General features: G+C 67.3%; 17 protein-coding genes. 9 read left to right on the forward strand and 8 right to left on the reverse strand.

Annotation, left to right across the window (positions count from 1 at the left end):
- Positions 1–31: 31 nt before the first annotated feature.
- From AC3WTE_RS23665 to AC3WTE_RS23680, 4 genes are all read right to left on the reverse strand, one after another.
- Positions 32–1,000 (reverse strand): hypothetical protein, encoded by a 969-nt coding sequence (locus AC3WTE_RS23665; protein WP_492441442.1) that lies wholly within the window; start codon positions 998–1,000, stop codon positions 32–34.
- A gap of 108 nt (positions 1,001–1,108) precedes the next feature.
- Positions 1,109–1,981 (reverse strand): 3-hydroxyisobutyrate dehydrogenase, encoded by an 873-nt coding sequence (gene mmsB, locus AC3WTE_RS23670; protein WP_492441444.1) that lies wholly within the window; start codon positions 1,979–1,981, stop codon positions 1,109–1,111.
- A 22-nt stretch (positions 1,982–2,003) separates the two neighbouring features.
- Positions 2,004–3,170 carry an acyl-CoA dehydrogenase family protein gene (locus AC3WTE_RS23675; protein WP_492441577.1) on the reverse strand — a complete coding sequence of 389 codons (1,167 nt, stop codon included), beginning with the start codon at positions 3,168–3,170 and terminating at the stop codon, positions 2,004–2,006.
- 15 nt (positions 3,171–3,185) lie between these two features.
- Positions 3,186–4,706 (reverse strand): CoA-acylating methylmalonate-semialdehyde dehydrogenase, encoded by a 1,521-nt coding sequence (locus AC3WTE_RS23680; protein ID WP_492441446.1) that lies wholly within the window; start codon positions 4,704–4,706, stop codon positions 3,186–3,188.
- 288 nt (positions 4,707–4,994) lie between these two features.
- Here AC3WTE_RS23680 and AC3WTE_RS23685 point away from each other — a divergent pair, with 288 nt between their 5' ends.
- From AC3WTE_RS23685 to AC3WTE_RS23695, 3 genes are all read left to right on the forward strand, one after another.
- A complete protein-coding gene (locus AC3WTE_RS23685; RefSeq protein ID WP_492441447.1) occupies positions 4,995–5,252 on the forward strand; it encodes a hypothetical protein in 258 nt (85 codons plus the stop codon).
- Positions 5,253–5,445: 193 nt separating this feature from the next.
- A complete protein-coding gene (locus tag AC3WTE_RS23690; RefSeq protein ID WP_492441449.1) occupies positions 5,446–6,888 on the forward strand; it encodes an RNA polymerase sigma factor in 1,443 nt (480 codons plus the stop codon).
- 98 nt (positions 6,889–6,986) lie between these two features.
- Positions 6,987–7,565, forward strand: a complete 579-nt coding sequence (locus AC3WTE_RS23695) for a hypothetical protein (RefSeq protein WP_492441450.1) — start codon at positions 6,987–6,989, stop codon at positions 7,563–7,565.
- A 9-nt stretch (positions 7,566–7,574) separates the two neighbouring features.
- On the opposite strand, the gene AC3WTE_RS23700 is transcribed toward AC3WTE_RS23695, so the two are convergent.
- From AC3WTE_RS23700 to AC3WTE_RS23715, 4 genes are read right to left on the reverse strand one after another with little or no spacing between them, the layout of a single operon-like run.
- Positions 7,575–8,423 (reverse strand): LLM class F420-dependent oxidoreductase, encoded by an 849-nt coding sequence (locus tag AC3WTE_RS23700; protein ID WP_492441452.1) that lies wholly within the window; start codon positions 8,421–8,423, stop codon positions 7,575–7,577.
- A 15-nt stretch (positions 8,424–8,438) separates the two neighbouring features.
- The gene (locus tag AC3WTE_RS23705; RefSeq protein ID WP_492441454.1) at positions 8,439–9,269 is read right to left on the reverse strand and encodes an LLM class F420-dependent oxidoreductase; all 831 of its coding nucleotides are present in this window, start codon (positions 9,267–9,269) and stop codon (positions 8,439–8,441) included.
- Positions 9,270–9,326: 57 nt separating this feature from the next.
- Positions 9,327–10,802, reverse strand: a complete 1,476-nt coding sequence (locus AC3WTE_RS23710; protein WP_492441456.1) for an ATP-binding protein — start codon at positions 10,800–10,802, stop codon at positions 9,327–9,329.
- Between the two features lie 12 nt (positions 10,803–10,814).
- Entirely contained in the window at positions 10,815–12,527 is a 1,713-nt protein-coding gene (locus AC3WTE_RS23715) for an NAD(P)/FAD-dependent oxidoreductase (protein ID WP_459366619.1), read from the reverse strand.
- A 264-nt stretch (positions 12,528–12,791) separates the two neighbouring features.
- Here AC3WTE_RS23715 and infA point away from each other — a divergent pair, with 264 nt between their 5' ends.
- From infA to AC3WTE_RS23745, 6 genes are all read left to right on the forward strand, one after another.
- Complete coding sequence (infA, locus tag AC3WTE_RS23720) at positions 12,792–13,013, forward strand: translation initiation factor IF-1 (RefSeq protein WP_003886926.1); 222 nt, start codon at positions 12,792–12,794, stop codon at positions 13,011–13,013.
- 48 nt (positions 13,014–13,061) lie between these two features.
- Positions 13,062–13,175 carry a 50S ribosomal protein L36 gene (gene rpmJ, locus AC3WTE_RS23725; RefSeq protein ID WP_003879483.1) on the forward strand — a complete coding sequence of 38 codons (114 nt, stop codon included), beginning with the start codon at positions 13,062–13,064 and terminating at the stop codon, positions 13,173–13,175.
- Positions 13,176–13,328: 153 nt separating this feature from the next.
- Entirely contained in the window at positions 13,329–13,703 is a 375-nt protein-coding gene (gene rpsM, locus AC3WTE_RS23730; protein ID WP_073696973.1) for a 30S ribosomal protein S13, read from the forward strand.
- 4 nt (positions 13,704–13,707) lie between these two features.
- On the forward strand, positions 13,708–14,124 hold the full coding sequence (gene rpsK / locus AC3WTE_RS23735) for a 30S ribosomal protein S11 (protein ID WP_020101461.1): 417 nt from the start codon (positions 13,708–13,710) through the stop codon (positions 14,122–14,124).
- A 14-nt stretch (positions 14,125–14,138) separates the two neighbouring features.
- Positions 14,139–14,744 carry a 30S ribosomal protein S4 gene (rpsD, locus tag AC3WTE_RS23740; RefSeq protein ID WP_459366618.1) on the forward strand — a complete coding sequence of 202 codons (606 nt, stop codon included), beginning with the start codon at positions 14,139–14,141 and terminating at the stop codon, positions 14,742–14,744.
- An 85-nt stretch (positions 14,745–14,829) separates the two neighbouring features.
- A complete protein-coding gene (locus tag AC3WTE_RS23745) occupies positions 14,830–15,882 on the forward strand; it encodes a DNA-directed RNA polymerase subunit alpha (RefSeq protein ID WP_020101463.1) in 1,053 nt (350 codons plus the stop codon).
- The last annotated feature ends 2 nt before the right edge of the window (positions 15,883–15,884 follow it).

A 15,884-nucleotide genomic window follows, 5' to 3' on the forward strand; every position in this document is an offset into this window, starting at 1 on the left:
GTGGCTTTGTCCCCCCCCTCGACTTGGCCGATCAGAAGTGCGGGAGACCGATGCTCGGCAGGCCGATCGACGGCAGACCGATCTTCGGCAGACCAATCGACGGCAGACCGATCGGCGGAGGCGGCGGCAGCTGCGGCATACCGATCTGCGGTGACGGCAGCTTGGTCAGGTCCGGCATCTGCGGGGCCGGCAGCTTGGTGAAGTCCGGCATCTGCGGCATGCCAACACCAGGCATCTTCGGCAGGCCGACGCCAGGCGGCAGCTGCGGCATGCCGATGGGGGGCAGCTTCGGCGCGGCGAGCGCCGTGAGCGAGCCGAGTGCCGGTACACCGAGGGCCGGCAGCGCCGGAGCACCCAGGGCCGGCAGTCCGCCCACAGCCGGAGCCGCGATGGCCGGGGCAGCGATCGCCGGAGCCGCGGCAGCCACGGACGAGACCTTCGCGATGTCGCTGACGGCGGACATGGTGCCGAAGGTCGCGGCGGTCGCGACCGGAGCCACCGCGGTGGCGGCGGTGGGAACTGCGGCGGCGGGCACCGCGAGATTACCCAGGGCGAGGCCCGCGAGGCCCGTGACCAGACCACCGAGGCCGGCGTCGACCACCAGGCTGGGCAGGCTCAAGCCGGGCAGGCCCAGCGACAGCGGGATGGCGACGGTGGCCTCCGGCGGCTGCATGCTGGAGAGGTTGATCGGCGGGAAGCCGCCCAGGCTCCAGTCGTCACCCCAGTCGAGGCCGTTGTCGTTGTTGCGCGCCGTCTTGCCGGTGTGGCCCGCGGTGGAGCTCGAGGGCGAGTTGGAGACGTTCTTGGTGTTGGCCGTGCCGACGTCACCCGACGGGGTGGTGGCCGACTCGTTGTTCTTGCTGTTCTGCTGCTGCGACGAATCCTGGCTGTCAGGGCTCACCGGGTCGGGCGATGCGAACGCGACGCCGGCTCCGCAGAGCGCGACAGCAACCGCCGTTGCGGAGACGGTTGCCCCCCGGGCGAAAAGTTTGAAAGTCATGCGGCGCGAATCCTCCCTGTGCGACCCACGCATCCTATGCCCTAACGCGCGCGATGTCACAGTTAACTAACGAATACCACTGTGACGTGCGGTAATGGTGGGACGACGTCATTGACGCAGCAGATTGATTACCGCGCTGAAGTCGAGATCGGCGTGCTCGGCGGCAAACTTTGCGTAGATGTCCGCCGCGTGGCTACCAAGGGGTGCCGACGACCCCGTCGAGCGCACTGCAGCCATCGCCAGGCCCAGGTCCTTGTTCATCAGGGCGGTGGCGAAGCCGGGCTGGAAATCATTGTTCGCCGGGGAGGTGGGTACCGGTCCGGGTACGGGGCAGTTCACCTGGACGGCCCAGCAGTTGCCGGTGGCCCCGGTGATCACGTCGAACAACGACTGCTTGTCCAGGCCGAGATGCTCGGCGAGCACGAACGCTTCGCCGATCGCGATCTGCTGGACGGCGAGCACCATGTTGTTGCAGACCTTGGCGGCCTGGCCGGCACCGGAATCGCCGCAGTGGATGATCTTGCCGGCCATCGGCTCGAGCACCGCACGCCCGCGCTCGAAGGCCTCGGGCTCGCCGCCGACCATGAACGCCAGCGTGCCGGCCGTCGCGCCTTTCACGCCGCCGGACACCGGGGCGTCCAGCTGAGCGAAGCCGCGCTCACCGGCCAGGCGGTGCACCTCGCGGGCGTCGTCGACCGAGATGGTGGAGGAGTCGATGAACAGCGCGCCCGGGGCCGCGGCGGGCATGACATCGGCGTAGCAGCTCTTCACCAGGTCGCCGCCCGGCAGCATCGTGATGACGACGTCGGCGCCGGCCACCGCCTCGGGGCCGCTGTCGAAGGTGGTCGCACCGTGGTCCCGTGCCGCCTGCGCCGCGGCGGGCACCGGGTCGAAGCCCCGCACGGGGTGCCCGGCCGCGATCAGGTTGGCCGCCATGGGGCCGCCCATGTGGCCCAGGCCCAGGAATGCAATCGTCGCCATCGACGGTCCTCTCTCGTTCTCGTTATGCCGGTTTACGCGCGACAGCAGAGGCAGCTCGCCCGATGACCACACGCATGATCTCGTTTGTCCCCTCCAGGATGCGGTGCACCCGGAGATCGCGGACGATCTTTTCCAGCCCGTACTCGCGCAGGTAGCCGTAGCCGCCGTGCAATTGCAGTGCCTGGTCGGCCACCGTGTAACAGGCCTCGGTGACGTGCAGCTTGGCCATTGCGCACAGTTCGACCTTGCGCGGATTGTTGGTGTCGAGGGCAGTTGCCGCCCGCCACAACATGTTTCGTGAGGTCTCCAGGGCCGTCGCCATCTCGGCGAGGGTGAAGCGGATGGTCGGCTCGTCGATCAGTGCCGAACCGAACGCCTCGCGCGAGGCCAGATAACCGAGCGCCTTGTCGTAGGCGGCCTGCGCTCCGCCGAGGGAGCAGGCGGCGATGTTGAGGCGGCCGCCGTTGAGGCCGTTCATCGCGATGGAGAAACCGGCGCCCTCGCCGTCCGAGCCGCCGAGCATGGCCTCGGCCGGCACCCGCACGCCTTCCAGGATCACCTGGGCGGTGGGCTGGGCGTGCCAGCCCATCTTCTCCTCGTTGGCACCGAAACTCAGTCCGGGCGTGTCCTTTTCGACGATGAATGCCGAGATGCCGCGTGGTCCGTCCGCACCCGTGCGGGCCATCACGACGTAGACGTCCGAGACGCCCGCGCCGGAGATGAACTGCTTGACGCCGTCCAGCACGTAGTAGTCGCCATCCCGAACGGCCTTGGTGCGCAAGGCCGCCGCGTCGCTGCCGGCACCCGGCTCGGTCAGGCAGTAGCTGGCGATGGCCTCCATCGACGCGAGCTTCGGCAGCCAGGTCTTGCGCTGTTCGCCGGTGCCGTAGCTGTCCACCATCCATGCGCACATGTTGTGGATGGACAGGAACGCCGCGATGGTCGGGTCGGCGGCGGCGAGCTGCTCGAAAATCCGCACGCCGTCCAACCGTCGCAGCCCACTACCGCCCACGTCGTCGCTGCAGTAGATGGCCGCCATGCCCAGCTCGGCCGCCTCCCGCAGCACGTCGGTGGGGAAGTGGTCGTCGGCATCCCACGCCAAAGCGTTTGGCGCCAGCCGTTTTTCGGCGAACGCGGCCGCCGTCTCGGCGATCACGCGTTCGTCGTCGTCCAGTCCGAAGAGATCGATGCTCAACGCCGGCCCTTACTTGAAGGTCGGGATCGAGAACTCGGCCCCGTCCTTGATGCCCGACGGCCAGCGCTCGGTGACGGTCTTGACCTTGGTGTAGAACTGGATCGACGCTGTCCCGTACTGGTTGAGGTCGCCGAAGCCGGACCGCTTCCAGCCGCCGAAGCTGTGGTAGGACACCGGAACCGGGATCGGCACGTTGACGCCGACCATGCCGACCTGCACGCGCGACACGAAGTCGCGGGCGGTGTCGCCGTCGCGGGTGAACACCGCGACGCCGTTGCCGTACTCGTGTTCCGACGGCAGGCGCAGTGCCTCTTCGTAGTCCTTGGCGCGCACGATCACCAGGACCGGCCCGAAGATTTCGTCGGTGTAGATCGACATGTCGGGGGTGACGTGGTCGAACAGGGTGGGGCCCATGAAGAAGCCGCCCGACAAGTCGGAGTCGTCGAACGTCAGGTCGTCGCTGGCGCGTTCGCGGCCGTCGACCACCAGCTCGGCGCCGGCGTCGACGCCCTGGCCGATGTAATTGCGCACCCGTGCCAGGGCGGCACCGGTGACCAGTGGGCCGTAGTCGGCCTTGGGGTCCAGGCTGTGGCCGACCCGCAGCTGGTTGACGCGCTCAACGAGCTTGTTGCGCAACCGGTTTGCCGTCTCCTCGCCCACAGGCACCGCCACGCTGATGGCCATGCAGCGCTCGCCCGCGCTGCCGTAGCCGGCGCCGATCAGTGCGTCGACGGCCTGGTCCAGGTCGGCGTCGGGCATGACGATCATGTGGTTCTTGGCGCCGCCGAAGCACTGCGCCCGCTTGCCGTTGGCGGCGGCGGTCGAGTAGATGTACTGCGCGATGTCCGTGCTGCCGACGAAGCCGACGGCCTTGACGTCGGGGTGCGCCAGGATGGCGTCGACGGCTTCCTTGTCGCCGTTGACCACCTGCAGGACGCCGGCCGGCAGACCGGCCTCGATGAACAGCTCGGCGAGGCGCAGCGGCACCGAGGGGTCGCGCTCGGACGGCTTGATGATGATGGCGTTGCCGCACGCCAGCGCGGGTCCGGCCTTCCACAGCGGGATCATGGCGGGGAAGTTGAACGGCGTGATGCCGGCGACGACGCCGAGCGGCTGCCGCATGGAGTACACGTCGATCCCGGATCCGGCGCCCTCGGTGAACTCGCCCTTCATCAGGTGCGGGATGCCGACGGCGAACTCGATCACCTCGACGCCGCGCTGGATGTCGCCGAGGGAGTCCTCGAAGGTCTTGCCGTGCTCCAGGGACAGCAGCCGGGCCAACTCGTCCTTGTTCTGATTGACCAGGTCGATGAACTTCATCAGCACGCGCGACCGGCGCTGCGGGTTCCAGGACGCCCACTCCCGTTGTGCGACAACGGCACCCGCCACCGCGGCGTCGACGTCGGCGACCGACGCGAGGAGCACCTGGGCCTGGGTCTGCCCGGTGCTGGGGTTGAGCACGTCGGCGGTGCGGGTGGATTCGCCGGTGGTGCGCTGTCCGTTGATGAAGTGCGGAATCTGGGTCGTCATGACGTCCGTCCAAAGGTGAGCAGAGTTCGGGTTCTCGACTCGGGCCGAGATACTTGCATATCCTAGTAATTTGGTCGTGGCTTGGCAAGGGGCTGTCGGTACCGTCCGAATTCCGCTGGTACGCAACGCGGTCGTCATTCTCGGGAGCCGCACCCACGCTGTGTGCGGCTCGACTGAAATTCACCGAAAAAATCTCTTGGAAAAAGTGTCCGAGCTTGCCGGTGGCCGCGCTCCTACCTATGACAGAGCCCACTCGGGCACCTGCACCACCTGAACAAGGAGCACGAAATGAACATCAACAACACCCCGGTCAAGCGGCAGTCACTGGCCAAGCGGGCCGCCGCGGCAGCAGTGTTGTCCGGCAGCATGGCCCTGGCCGCGCTGGGCATGACGACAGGCACCGCCCAGGCCCAGCCGCTGCCCCCCGCCCCCCAACATTTCTGGTACGACTACGACTACTGCTCGTGGGCGTGGTGGGACTGGGAGCACTGCCACTTCTACTTCCCCGACTGGGATCACCACTGGCACGAGCACGAGCACCACTGACTGATCGTGACCGCCCCGACGTCGGCGGCAATCCGACGAGGCGCAGCCGGGCCCGGCGTTGAACCGGACCCGGGCTGCACTCGTTTTCCTCTTTGAACTCAGCCGCCGGTGCACATGAATCGGCGAATCAGCTCGCCTTCGCTGGACTAGCATCACTGGATACCGGCGACAGATCGGTATGGGAGCGCGTCTCATGACCGCAGTGCCAGATTGGGACATCGTCAGCGACGCCGACTTGGTCGGCGCCGCACTCTCAGGCGACCGTGCGGCGTTCGCCGGCATCTACGACCGCTACGCCGACCGGCTGCACGACTACTGCGTGGGTATGGTCCGGGACCGGGAAGCCGCGGCAGACTGCGTCCAGGACGTGTTCTGCACCGCGGCAACAGCTTTGAACAAGTTGCGGGAACCCGACAAGCTGCGGCCCTGGCTGTACGCGATCGCCCGCAACGAGGCGCTGCGCCGCATCCGGCAGCGGCGCCGGGAAGAACCGTCCGAAGACCTGCCCGAGGAAGCGTCCGGCGATGCCGGGCCGGACACCCTGGCCGCCCGCAATGAACTGGCACAACTGGTCGCCGAGGCGGCCGGCGGTTTGTCCGACCGCGACCGCTCGGTGCTGGAGCTGGGTTACCGCCACGGGCTCGACGGACCTGAACTCGCCGAGGCGCTCGGCGTCAGCACAGCCAGCGCCAACAAGATCATGCAGCGGCTCCGCGACACGATGGAACGGTCGCTCGGCGCGCTGCTCGTCGCCCGCCGTGGCCAGGCCGGTAACAGTTGCCCGGAGCTCGGCGCCATCCTTGCGGGTTGGGACGGCACGTTCACCATCCTGATGCGCAAGCGCATCGCCCGGCACATCGAGGGCTGCGCCGTCTGTGAGCAGGACCGTCGACGGCTGGTCAACCCCGTCGCGCTGCTCGGCGGCACACCGCTGTTCATCCCGGCCCCGGCTTGGCTGCGCGACCGCACGCTGAGCCACATTCAGCTGACGTCCGCGACCACCGATCTGAACGGCGCTCCTACCGAGGCGCGAGATTCGGTGCCGGATGCGCCGACCGAGCAGTTCGCCGCGGTCGACGAGGCCGACGGGGAACCCACCGCCGCCCAGCCTGCCGGCCGCGTGATGCTGACCATGTCACTGCTGGTCGGCATTCCCCTGATCGTGTTGGCGCTGACCATCGCCTGGCGGTACGAGACGCACGCTCCTGTCACGCCGCAGGGGGTGATCAGTTCCGTGACGCCGTCGTCCAGCCGCGCGCCCGAGAACCCGGTCTCCATGTCCGTCCCGGTGCAGCCGTCCGCCCCGACGGCCGTGGTGACGGCTCCCGCCGAGCCACCCGTGACGCGTCCGCCGCGGACGGTTCCGCCGCCGCAGCAGTCCCCGGTGCCCCTGCCGCCGGCCCCGCCGGTGATAGCTCCTGAGCCATCACCGCTGCCGCCGCGCCGTCATCGGCCGCCGATCATCAGCGAACAACCGTCGCCGAGCCCGGCGCCGCCCATCACCACCGAGCCGCCGCCACCACCCCCGCCGCCGTCCGGGACGCCGAAGCCGCCTCGGCCACGGCCGCCGGTGCCTCCGGTCGGCCCGGTCGAACCCGCGCCGGTGACGACGACGCAGCCGCCGATCATCTACTGAGAACAGTTCTCCGAAAAGTTGTCCCGATGTCGGGGCCCTACTGCTCCTACTTGTGAGAGCAGCCCACCAGGGCAGCACGGCAGACCCAGGAGAACACCATGTCCACCACGTTGACCGCCACCTTCCCCGACCTGGTGTTCACCCCTGACACCGCCGGCGGAAGCATTCATGGGGCGCCGACGATGCCGATGAGCGCGCTGGCTTGGTCGCTGGCAGACGGGGCCGAAGCCGACGCGCCCGCGCCCGTCGTCGTGCACCCGGCCGCCGTGGCCCCGACGACAGCGAAGCCGCGGATCAGCCGGATGGCGATCGTCGGGATGTTGTTCGGCGGGGTCACCGTGGTCGCCGCGCTCGGTGCCATCGTGCTGGGCGGCAATGACTCGCCGTCGACGCCGCTGGCCGTCGTCGACCACACCAAGTCGGCTCCGTATGTCCCGCCGGCGCCCGCGCCGCTGCCGACCGCCAGTCATGTCGCGGCGCCGGTACCGGTCGTCAACGTGGTCACACTTCCGGTCGGGGTGCCACCGAAAGCTGTGGCCCCGACGCAACCGGCCGCCACGCCGGCAGGCTCAGCGAGCCCGAAGCCGGCGCAGGGCCGGCCGCACTGGAACTGGCCGCGCCGCATCTGGCAGCACCACGACCAGGACGGCCACGACCTGCAGGACCAACCGCGCTGAGCGCCTGGGCTATCCCCGCAAGCTCAGCGGACCCGCCAGCGCCGTCAGCGTCGGCACCAGTTTGTCCCAGCCGCCCAGCACCTGAATGGCCACGTGATCGGCGCCGGCGTCGAGATGCTCGGTCAGCCGGGCGGCGATGGCGTCGGCTGTGCCGTGGGCGACCACCGCGTCGATCAACGCGTCGCTACCCGGCTTGGAGATGTCGTCCTCGGAGAAGCCGAGTCGGCGCCAATTGTTCAGGTAGTTACTGAGATTCAGATAGAAGTCGATGGTCTGTCGGCCGATGGCCCGGGCTTCCGCGGTGGCTTCGGCCGAACCGTCGGTCAGCACGACCTTGTGCTCAGGTGCGAGGAACGCGTCGGGGCCGATGAGTTTGCGCGCCTCGGCCGTGTGCTCCGGGGTGGTCAGGTACGGGTGCGCGCCGGCGCTGCGATCGGCCGCCAGGCGCAACACCTTCGGGCCCAGCGCGGCGACCACTCGGCGCCCCACCGGAATGCCTGCGGCGTCCAGGTCGTCGAGATACTCGACGAGGACGTCGTAGGGCTTGCGGTATTCCTTGGTGTGTTCGGGGTGGCCGATGCCGACGCCCAACACGAACCGGCCCGGATATGCGGCCTCGATCCGGTGGTACGACTCGGCGACCTGCGCCGCCGGCGCGGTCCACACGTTGAGGATGCCGGTGGCCACCTGCAGCTTCTCGGTCGCGGCCAGGAGCGGTTCGACGAACGCCAGGTCGCCGGCGGGGGAGCCGCCGGGCCAGACCGCGCCGTACCCCAACTTCTCGATCTCCGCGGCCTGCTCGGGCGTGGGGGCGCCGAACGTCCACACCCCGAAGCGGCCCAGGTTCAACTGGCTCATCTGTGATCCCTCCAGTTACCGCAGGCCCAGCGGGCCGGCGAGTTCGGTCAGTGCGGGTACCAAGTTCTCGGGCGCGGTCAGTACCTGAACCGGCACGTGGTCGGCGCCGGCGTCGAGGTGTTGCTTCAGCCGGGCGGCGATCGCGTCGACCGTGCCGTAGGCGACCACCGCGTCGACGAGCCGGTCGCTACCCGGCTTGGCGACGTCGGAGTCAGTGAACCCCAACCGCTTCCAGCTGTTCAGGTAATTGTTCAAGTTGAGGTAAATCTCCAGGGCCTTGCGCCCCACCGCCCGGGCCTTGCCCGCATCCGTTGTCAGGACCGCCTTGTGCTCGGGCGCCAGGAACGGGTCCGGTCCCATCAACTCACGGGCTTGGGCGGTGTGCTCCGGAGTGGTCAGGTAGGGGTGGGCGCCGGCGCTGCGCCGGGCCGAGAGTTTCAGCACCTGTGGGCCCAGCGCGGCCACGAGGCGCTGCTCCTTCGGCACGCCGTATTCGTCGAGCTTGTCGAGGTACTCGTTCAGCGCGTCGATGGGCTTGCGGTACTCGGTGTGCGCCTCGGGGTGGCCGACGCCGATACCGAGCACGAACCGGCCCGGATAGGCAGTGTTGATGCGGTGGAACGACTCGGCCACCGGCCCGGCCGCCGCCGTCCAGATATTGACGATGCCCGTCGCGACCTTCAGCCGCTCTGTCGCGCCGAGGAGCGGCTCGACCCAGTCCAGCTCCGCGGGCGGGGATCCCCCGACCCAGATGGCGCCGTAGCCCAGCGCTTCGATTTCCGTTGCCTGTTGCGGCGTCGCGCCGCGCCCGAATACGCCGTAGCGTCCAAGGTCTGGTTTGGTCACCTCTGCGGCAACTCCCGGGCGCGGGTGGCTATTCCGTTCGGTGCTCGGTGATCCGAACTATCCCGCAGCCCCGGCCGCGAACTCTTCCGGCGCCGGTGCGTGCACGGGCAGCGTGACGATGAACGTGGTGTCTCCCGGCTTGGACTCGACGTAGATGTTCCCGTGGTGCTTTTCGCAGACGATGCGCCACGCCAGGTCGAGCCCCAGCCCCGTGCCCTCACCGAACGGTTTGGTGGTGAAGAACGGTGTGAAGATGCGCTCGATGACGTCGGGGGGAATGCCCGGGCCGTTGTCGTTGAACTCGATCCGGACGCTGTCCTCGCCGACGCGCTTGGTCCGGATGGTCAGCACCCCACAGCCCGTCATCGCCTGCAGCGCGTTGTCGATGATGTTGGTCCACACCTGGTTCAGATCGGCTGGGTAGCACTGCAATTCGGGGAGCGCGGGGTCGTACTCCTTGACCACCTTGACGCAGGTGGTGCCGTCCTTGCCGATGCGGTCACCGAACATCATCAGCGTGCTGCGCAAGAGGTCGTGCACGTTGGCGCTCTGGTAGGGCGCACGGTCCATCTGCGAGTACTGCTTGGCGCCGGCCAGCAGAGTCGAAATCCGTTTACTCGCTTCGGAGATCTCGTGCATCAGCAGCTCGGTGTCGATGGTGTATTTCAACCAGCCCAGCGCGCCCTGCAGCGTCGCAGACGAGTCGCCGTCGCCGAGCGACGACGAAATGCCTTCCAGCCACGCGACATCCAGGCCGGCGTCCACGAAAGTGGGGGCGTAGTCCCAGGCGGCCGCGATGCCGTGGTCCTCCAGCCATTCGCCGATCTGGTCTTCTCGGTCGGACGCCTCGATGGCCGACAGCTCCTGGGTTCTGGCCTTGGCCACCTGGTCGGCGACGCCTTCCTGGATGCCCACCAGTACTCGCAGCGACTGCGGGCTGACCTGGCCGTCGGCCAGCATGGCGAGTTTGTGCCGCATCTTGCCGATCCGGTCGTGCAGGTCGGCCACGGCGCGGGCGGTCGCGGCCGCCGGGTTGTTCAGCTGGTGGGTCAGGCCCGCCGACAGTTGTCCCAGGGCGAGAAGTTTTTCCCGTTGGCCGACGATCTGTCGCCCGCGCCGGCCGCCGACCTTGTGGCCCTCCAACAGGTGTACCGCCATGGGGAATTCCGAACGCATGAAGTCGGCATAGGCGTTGGCGTCCAGGACGAAGAACCGAGACGTCTTGGTCACCCGCACCGACGCCTCGTATACGGGCTGTTCATCGGGGATGTAGGCCGACCAGGCGCCGCAGTACACGCCGCGCATGGACGTGCGGTTGGTCTCGATGTCGATGCCGCCGGACTTCATCGACATCACCAGTTCGCCGTCGAGCATCACGTAGAAACACGTCGCCGGTTCCCCCTCGACGCACACCGGGCCGGGTTCGAACGTGGCGATGTGACCGTTGGCGCACAGCGTGTCCAACTGCTCGTCGGTCAGTGCCTCGAACAGGAACAGCGTCCGCAGTTCACTACGCGCGCACGTTTCGCCCATACCGGTCTCCTCCTACGTCTCGGCCAGATACCGGTGCACCAGCATCACTGCCATCGAGCCTTCGCCTACTGCGGCCGCGACCCGTTTGGCCGATTCAGCGCGCACATCACCTGCAACAAAAACACCGGGCACACTTGTTTCCAGATGGTGCGGCGGACGGTCCAGGGTCCAGCCGCACACGTCCTTGAGGTCCGGTCCGGTGAGGATGAAACCGTGGTCGTCGCGGGCGATGCCGGCGTCCTCCAGCCACTGTGTCCGCGGGGTGGCGCCGATGAAACAGCACAGTCGCGTTGACTCGACATGCTCGCGCTCGCCGGTGCTGTTGTTCACCAGCCACAGCCCGGTCAGGTGTCCGTCCTCGCCGCAGGTGTCGACCACCTCGGTGCACGTGCGGACGCTGATGTTGGGTGTGTTCTCGATCTGCTGGATCAGGTAGTAGGACATCGATGCCTCCAGCGACTTGCCGCGCACCAGCAGCGTCACCGACTTGGCCTGCTGCGACATGAACATCGCGGCCTGGCCGGCCGAGTTCGCGCCGCCCACGATGTAGACGTCCTCGCCGGCGCATTCGGAGGCCTGCGACACCGAGGCGCCGTAGAAGACGCCGTTGCCGACGTAATTGGGTGCGACGACGCCGCCCTCGGGGTTGGGGTTGTCCCAGCACCCACTCACCTGCAGGTGCCGGTAGTCGACGCCGGTGGCCAGGATGACGGACCGGGCGGTGATGCTCCGGCCGTCGTCGAAGGTGAGGGTCTTGCTGGCCAGCGCGCTGACGTCCAGCCCGACGACCTCACGGGTCGTGATGACCTCGGCGGCGAAGCGCTCGGCCTGTCGCCGGGCCGACGTCGTCAGCTCGGCGCCCGAGATTCCGGTCTCGAAGCCCAGGTAGTTCTCGATCCGCGAACTGCGGCCCGCCTGGCCGCCGGTGGTGGTGCGCTCGATCAGGACAGTGCGCAGCCCCTCGGATGCGCCGTACACGGCGGCCGCCAGGCCGGCGGGCCCACCGCCGATGACGGCCAGGTCGTACATCTCCAGTGACGGTGTGGTGGACAGGCCGAGCATGCCGGCCAGCTGCGCGTCCGTCGGCTGGACCAGCGTCTCGCCTTGCTCGGAGATCACCACGGGCAGCTCGAGACCGTCCAGGCCGGCGGCGGTCAGCAGCTGCTTGCCCTTGGCCTCGTCCGACGAGTACGCGCGGTAGTAGTGCTGATTGCGGGCCAGGAACTGGCGGACCTCCCATGAGCGGGGATTCCACCGGTGGCCGATCACCTTGGTGTGCGGGACGGCGCGGTCGCCGACCTCGTGCCAGGCCTCCAGCAGGCCGTCGATGATCGGGTACAGCTTCTCCTCGGGCGGGTCCCACGGCTTGAGCAGATAGTGGTCCAGATCCACGAGGTTGATCGCGTTGATCGCGGCGTGGGTGTCGGCGTAGGCGGTCAGCAGCACGCGCCGGGCCAGCGGGAACACATCCATGGCCAGTTCCAGGAAGTCGATGCCGTTCATCTCGGGCATCTGGTAGTCGGCGATGAACATCGCCACGGTGTCGCCCCGTAGCTGCAGCTCGTTGACCGCGACCAGCGCGTCCTGGCCGGATTCTGCGCGTACGATCCGATAGCGTTCGCCGTAGTGTTTGCGCAGGTCGCGGGCAACAGCCCGGGACACTGCGGGGTCATCGTCGACGGTGAGAATCACCGGATTGCGGGCCGGGGAAGCGGGTCCAGTCATCGTTGTTCATTATGCGCCCTGACTTGCGAATACCATGAGCCCACCTGGGGTTGCCCGGGCCACTTCGCGGATTTTGGTACCTGGGGTCCGAGCGGGTATCGTGGACCAACGGTGCAGCTTCTGCGCCGGCTCTCGCGTGCTCTGTTCTGAAGTTCCACGGAATTTCCTGGCATTAAGTCCACGTTCTTGTAGCCGGGGTGGGCTCTGCGCCAAGCACGGGCGTATGAGATACGAAACCGAAGAACCAGAGGATTACCAAAGAGTATGGCCAAGAAAGACGGCGCCATCGAGGTCGAGGGTCGCGTGATCGAGCCCCTGCCCAATGCGATGTTCCGCATTGAGCTGGAGAACGGTCACAAGGTGCTCGCCCATATCAGCGGCAAGATGCGGCAGCACTACATCCGCATCCTGCCGGAGGACCGTGTCGTGGTGGAGCTGTCTCCGTACGACCTGTCCCGTGGCCGCATCGTGTACCGCTACAAGTAATACGCCCAGCATCACCAATTCAGAACTCCAGAAAAGGATCGCTAAGTCGTGAAGGTGAACCCGAGCGTCAAGCCGATCTGCGACAAGTGCAGGGTGATTCGCCGGCATGGGCGGGTCATGGTGATCTGCTCCGATCCGCGGCACAAGCAGCGGCAGGGCTAAACACCAGCTCAAGCAGCACCCAAAACTGAATGCAGACCTCCCAGTACCACTGAGGGCAGACGGCTCTCAACCACGTCCGGCACGGAGGCCGGACCCCGATAGACGGGGAACGGACTGGGAACAGACCTCCGCAACGAAAAGGAACACTGCCTGATGGCACGCCTCATGGGCGTTGATCTCCCGCGCGACAAGCGCATGGAGATCGCGCTGACCTACATCTACGGCATCGGCCGTACCCGCAGCCAGGAAATCCTGGCCGCCACCGGCATCGACCGGGACCTGCGCACCAAGGAACTCACCGACGACCAGGTGACCCAGCTGCGCGACTACATCGAAGGCAACCTCAAGGTCGAGGGTGACCTGCGCCGCGAGGTGCAGGCCGACATCCGTCGCAAGATCGAGATCGGTTGCTACCAGGGCCTGCGTCACCGTCGTGGCCTGCCCGTGCGTGGCCAGCGCACCAAGACCAACGCGCGTACCCGCAAGGGCCCGAAGCGCACCATCGCCGGCAAGAAGAAGGCCAGGTAAGTAAATGGCACCCACCAAGAAAGCCGGCGCTGCTTCGAAGCGCGGCAAGCCCACTCGTCGCCGGGAAAAGAAGAACGTCCCGCACGGCGCCGCTCACATCAAGAGCACGTTCAACAACACCATCGTCTCGATCACCGATCCCCAGGGCAACGTCATCGCCTGGGCCTCGTCGGGTCACGTCGGCTTCAAGGGTTCGCGCAAGAGCACCCCGTTCGCCGCGCAGCTCGCTGCCGAGAACGCTGCCCGCAAGGCGCAGGAGCACGGTGTCAAGAAGGTCGACGTCTTCGTGAAGGGCCCGGGCTCGGGCCGCGAAACCGCGATCCGTTCGCTGCAGGCTGCCGGCCTCGAAGTCGGCGCGATTTCCGACGTCACGCCGCAGCCGCACAACGGCTGCCGTCCGCCCAAGCGGCGCCGGGTCTAGGGAGGATCTGAAGAATGGCTCGTTATACCGGACCCGCCACCCGCAAGTCGCGCCGCCTCGGCGTCGACCTCGTCGGTGGCGATCAGTCGTTCGAAAAGCGCCCCTACCCGCCCGGCCAGCACGGCCGCGCGCGGATCAAGGAGAGCGAATACCGCACCCAGCTGCAGGAGAAGCAGAAGGCTCGCTTCACCTACGGCGTCATGGAGAAGCAGTTCCGCAAGTACTACGAGGAAGCCAACCGCAAGGCGGGCAAGACTGGTGAGAACCTGCTGCAGATCCTCGAAAGCCGTCTGGACAACGTCGTGTACCGCGCTGGCCTGGCCCGTACCCGCCGCATGGCCCGTCAGCTGGTCAGCCACGGTCACTTCACCGTCAACGGTGTCAAGGTGAACATCCCGAGCTACCGGGTGTCGCAGTACGACATCATCGACGTCAAGGCGAAGTCGCTGAACACCCTGCCGTTCCAGATCGCTCGCGAGGTCGCCGGCGAGCGTCCGGTGCCGTCGTGGCTGCAAGTTGTCGGCGAGCGTCAGCGCATCCTCGTGCACCAGCTGCCCGAGCGCGCCCAGATCGTCGTGCCGCTCACCGAGCAGCTGATCGTCGAGTTCTACTCGAAGTAATTCGAGGTCGTGGTGGCCCGCTCAATCCTGGGCGGGCACCTACCAAACCGGCATCAAATAGTGGGTGCCGAGAAGGAGATAGAAAATGCTGATTTCACAGCGTCCCACCCTGTCCGAGGACGTGCTGGCCGAAAACCGGTCTCGGTTCACCATCGAACCGCTGGAGCCGGGCTTCGGTTACACCCTGGGCAACTCGCTGCGGCGCACGCTGCTGTCGTCCATTCCGGGCGCAGCGGTCACCAGCATCCGTATCGACGGTGTTCTGCACGAGTTCACCACGGTCCCCGGGGTCAAGGAAGACGTCACCGACATCATCCTGAACCTCAAGGGCCTGGTCGTTTCCTCGGAAGAGGACGAGCCGGTCACCATGTACCTGCGCAAGCAGGGCCCGGGTGCCGTCACCGCCGGTGACATCGTGCCCCCGGCCGGTGTGACGGTGCACAACCCGGACATGCACATCGCCACGCTGAACGACAAGGGCAAGCTGGAGGTCGAGCTCGTCGTCGAGCGCGGCCGCGGTTACGTCCCGGCCGTGCAGAACAAGGCTTCGGGTGCCGAGATCGGCCGTATCCCGGTCGACTCGATCTACTCGCCGGTGCTGAAGGTCACCTACAAGGTGGAGGCCACCCGCGTCGAGCAGCGCACCGACTTCGACAAGCTGATCCTCGACGTCGAGACCAAGAACTCGATCGCCCCGCGCGACGCCCTGGCTTCGGCCGGCAAGACGCTGGTCGAGCTGTTCGGGCTCGCACGTGAATTGAACGTCGAGGCCGAGGGCATCGAGATCGGCCCGTCGCCGGCCGAGGCAGACCACATCGCCTCGTTCGCGTTGCCGATCGACGACCTGGAGCTGACTGTGCGGTCGTACAACTGCCTCAAGCGCGAGGGTGTGCACACCGTCGGCGAGCTGGTCTCGCGTACCGAGTCGGACCTGCTGGACATCCGTAACTTCGGCCAGAAGTCCATCGACGAGGTCAAGATCAAGCTGCACCAGCTGGGTCTGTCGCTCAAGGACAGCCCCGCCACGTTCGACCCGTCGCAGGTCGCCGGCTACGACGTGGCCACCGGCACCTGGAACAGCGATGCCAGCTACGACCTGGACGCCGACCAGGACTACGCCGAAACCGAACAGCTCTAAAA

Source organism: Mycobacterium sp. FW102-FHT13B02 (assembly GCF_058790275.1).

Excerpts from the sequence above, each read along its gene's own strand:
- AC3WTE_RS23690 (WP_492441449.1), top strand. The coding sequence starts at position 5,446 with ATGACCGCAGTGCCAGATTGGGACATCGTCAGCGACGCCGACTTGGTC.
- AC3WTE_RS23715 (WP_459366619.1), bottom strand. The coding sequence starts at position 12,527 with ATGACTGGACCCGCTTCCCCGGCCCGCAATCCGGTGATTCTCACCGTC.
- AC3WTE_RS23710 (WP_492441456.1), bottom strand. The coding sequence starts at position 10,802 with ATGGGCGAAACGTGCGCGCGTAGTGAACTGCGGACGCTGTTCCTGTTC.
- mmsB (WP_492441444.1), bottom strand. The coding sequence starts at position 1,981 with ATGGCGACGATTGCATTCCTGGGCCTGGGCCACATGGGCGGCCCCATG.
- AC3WTE_RS23680 (WP_492441446.1), bottom strand. The coding sequence starts at position 4,706 with ATGACGACCCAGATTCCGCACTTCATCAACGGACAGCGCACCACCGGC.
- AC3WTE_RS23700 (WP_492441452.1), bottom strand. The coding sequence starts at position 8,423 with ATGAGCCAGTTGAACCTGGGCCGCTTCGGGGTGTGGACGTTCGGCGCC.
- rpsM (WP_073696973.1), top strand. The coding sequence starts at position 13,329 with ATGGCACGCCTCATGGGCGTTGATCTCCCGCGCGACAAGCGCATGGAG.
- AC3WTE_RS23695 (WP_492441450.1), top strand. The coding sequence starts at position 6,987 with ATGTCCACCACGTTGACCGCCACCTTCCCCGACCTGGTGTTCACCCCT.
- rpsD (WP_459366618.1), top strand. The coding sequence starts at position 14,139 with ATGGCTCGTTATACCGGACCCGCCACCCGCAAGTCGCGCCGCCTCGGC.
- AC3WTE_RS23665 (WP_492441442.1), bottom strand. The coding sequence starts at position 1,000 with ATGACTTTCAAACTTTTCGCCCGGGGGGCAACCGTCTCCGCAACGGCG.
- infA (WP_003886926.1), top strand. The coding sequence starts at position 12,792 with ATGGCCAAGAAAGACGGCGCCATCGAGGTCGAGGGTCGCGTGATCGAG.
- AC3WTE_RS23745 (WP_020101463.1), top strand. The coding sequence starts at position 14,830 with ATGCTGATTTCACAGCGTCCCACCCTGTCCGAGGACGTGCTGGCCGAA.
- rpsK (WP_020101461.1), top strand. The coding sequence starts at position 13,708 with ATGGCACCCACCAAGAAAGCCGGCGCTGCTTCGAAGCGCGGCAAGCCC.
- AC3WTE_RS23685 (WP_492441447.1), top strand. The coding sequence starts at position 4,995 with ATGAACATCAACAACACCCCGGTCAAGCGGCAGTCACTGGCCAAGCGG.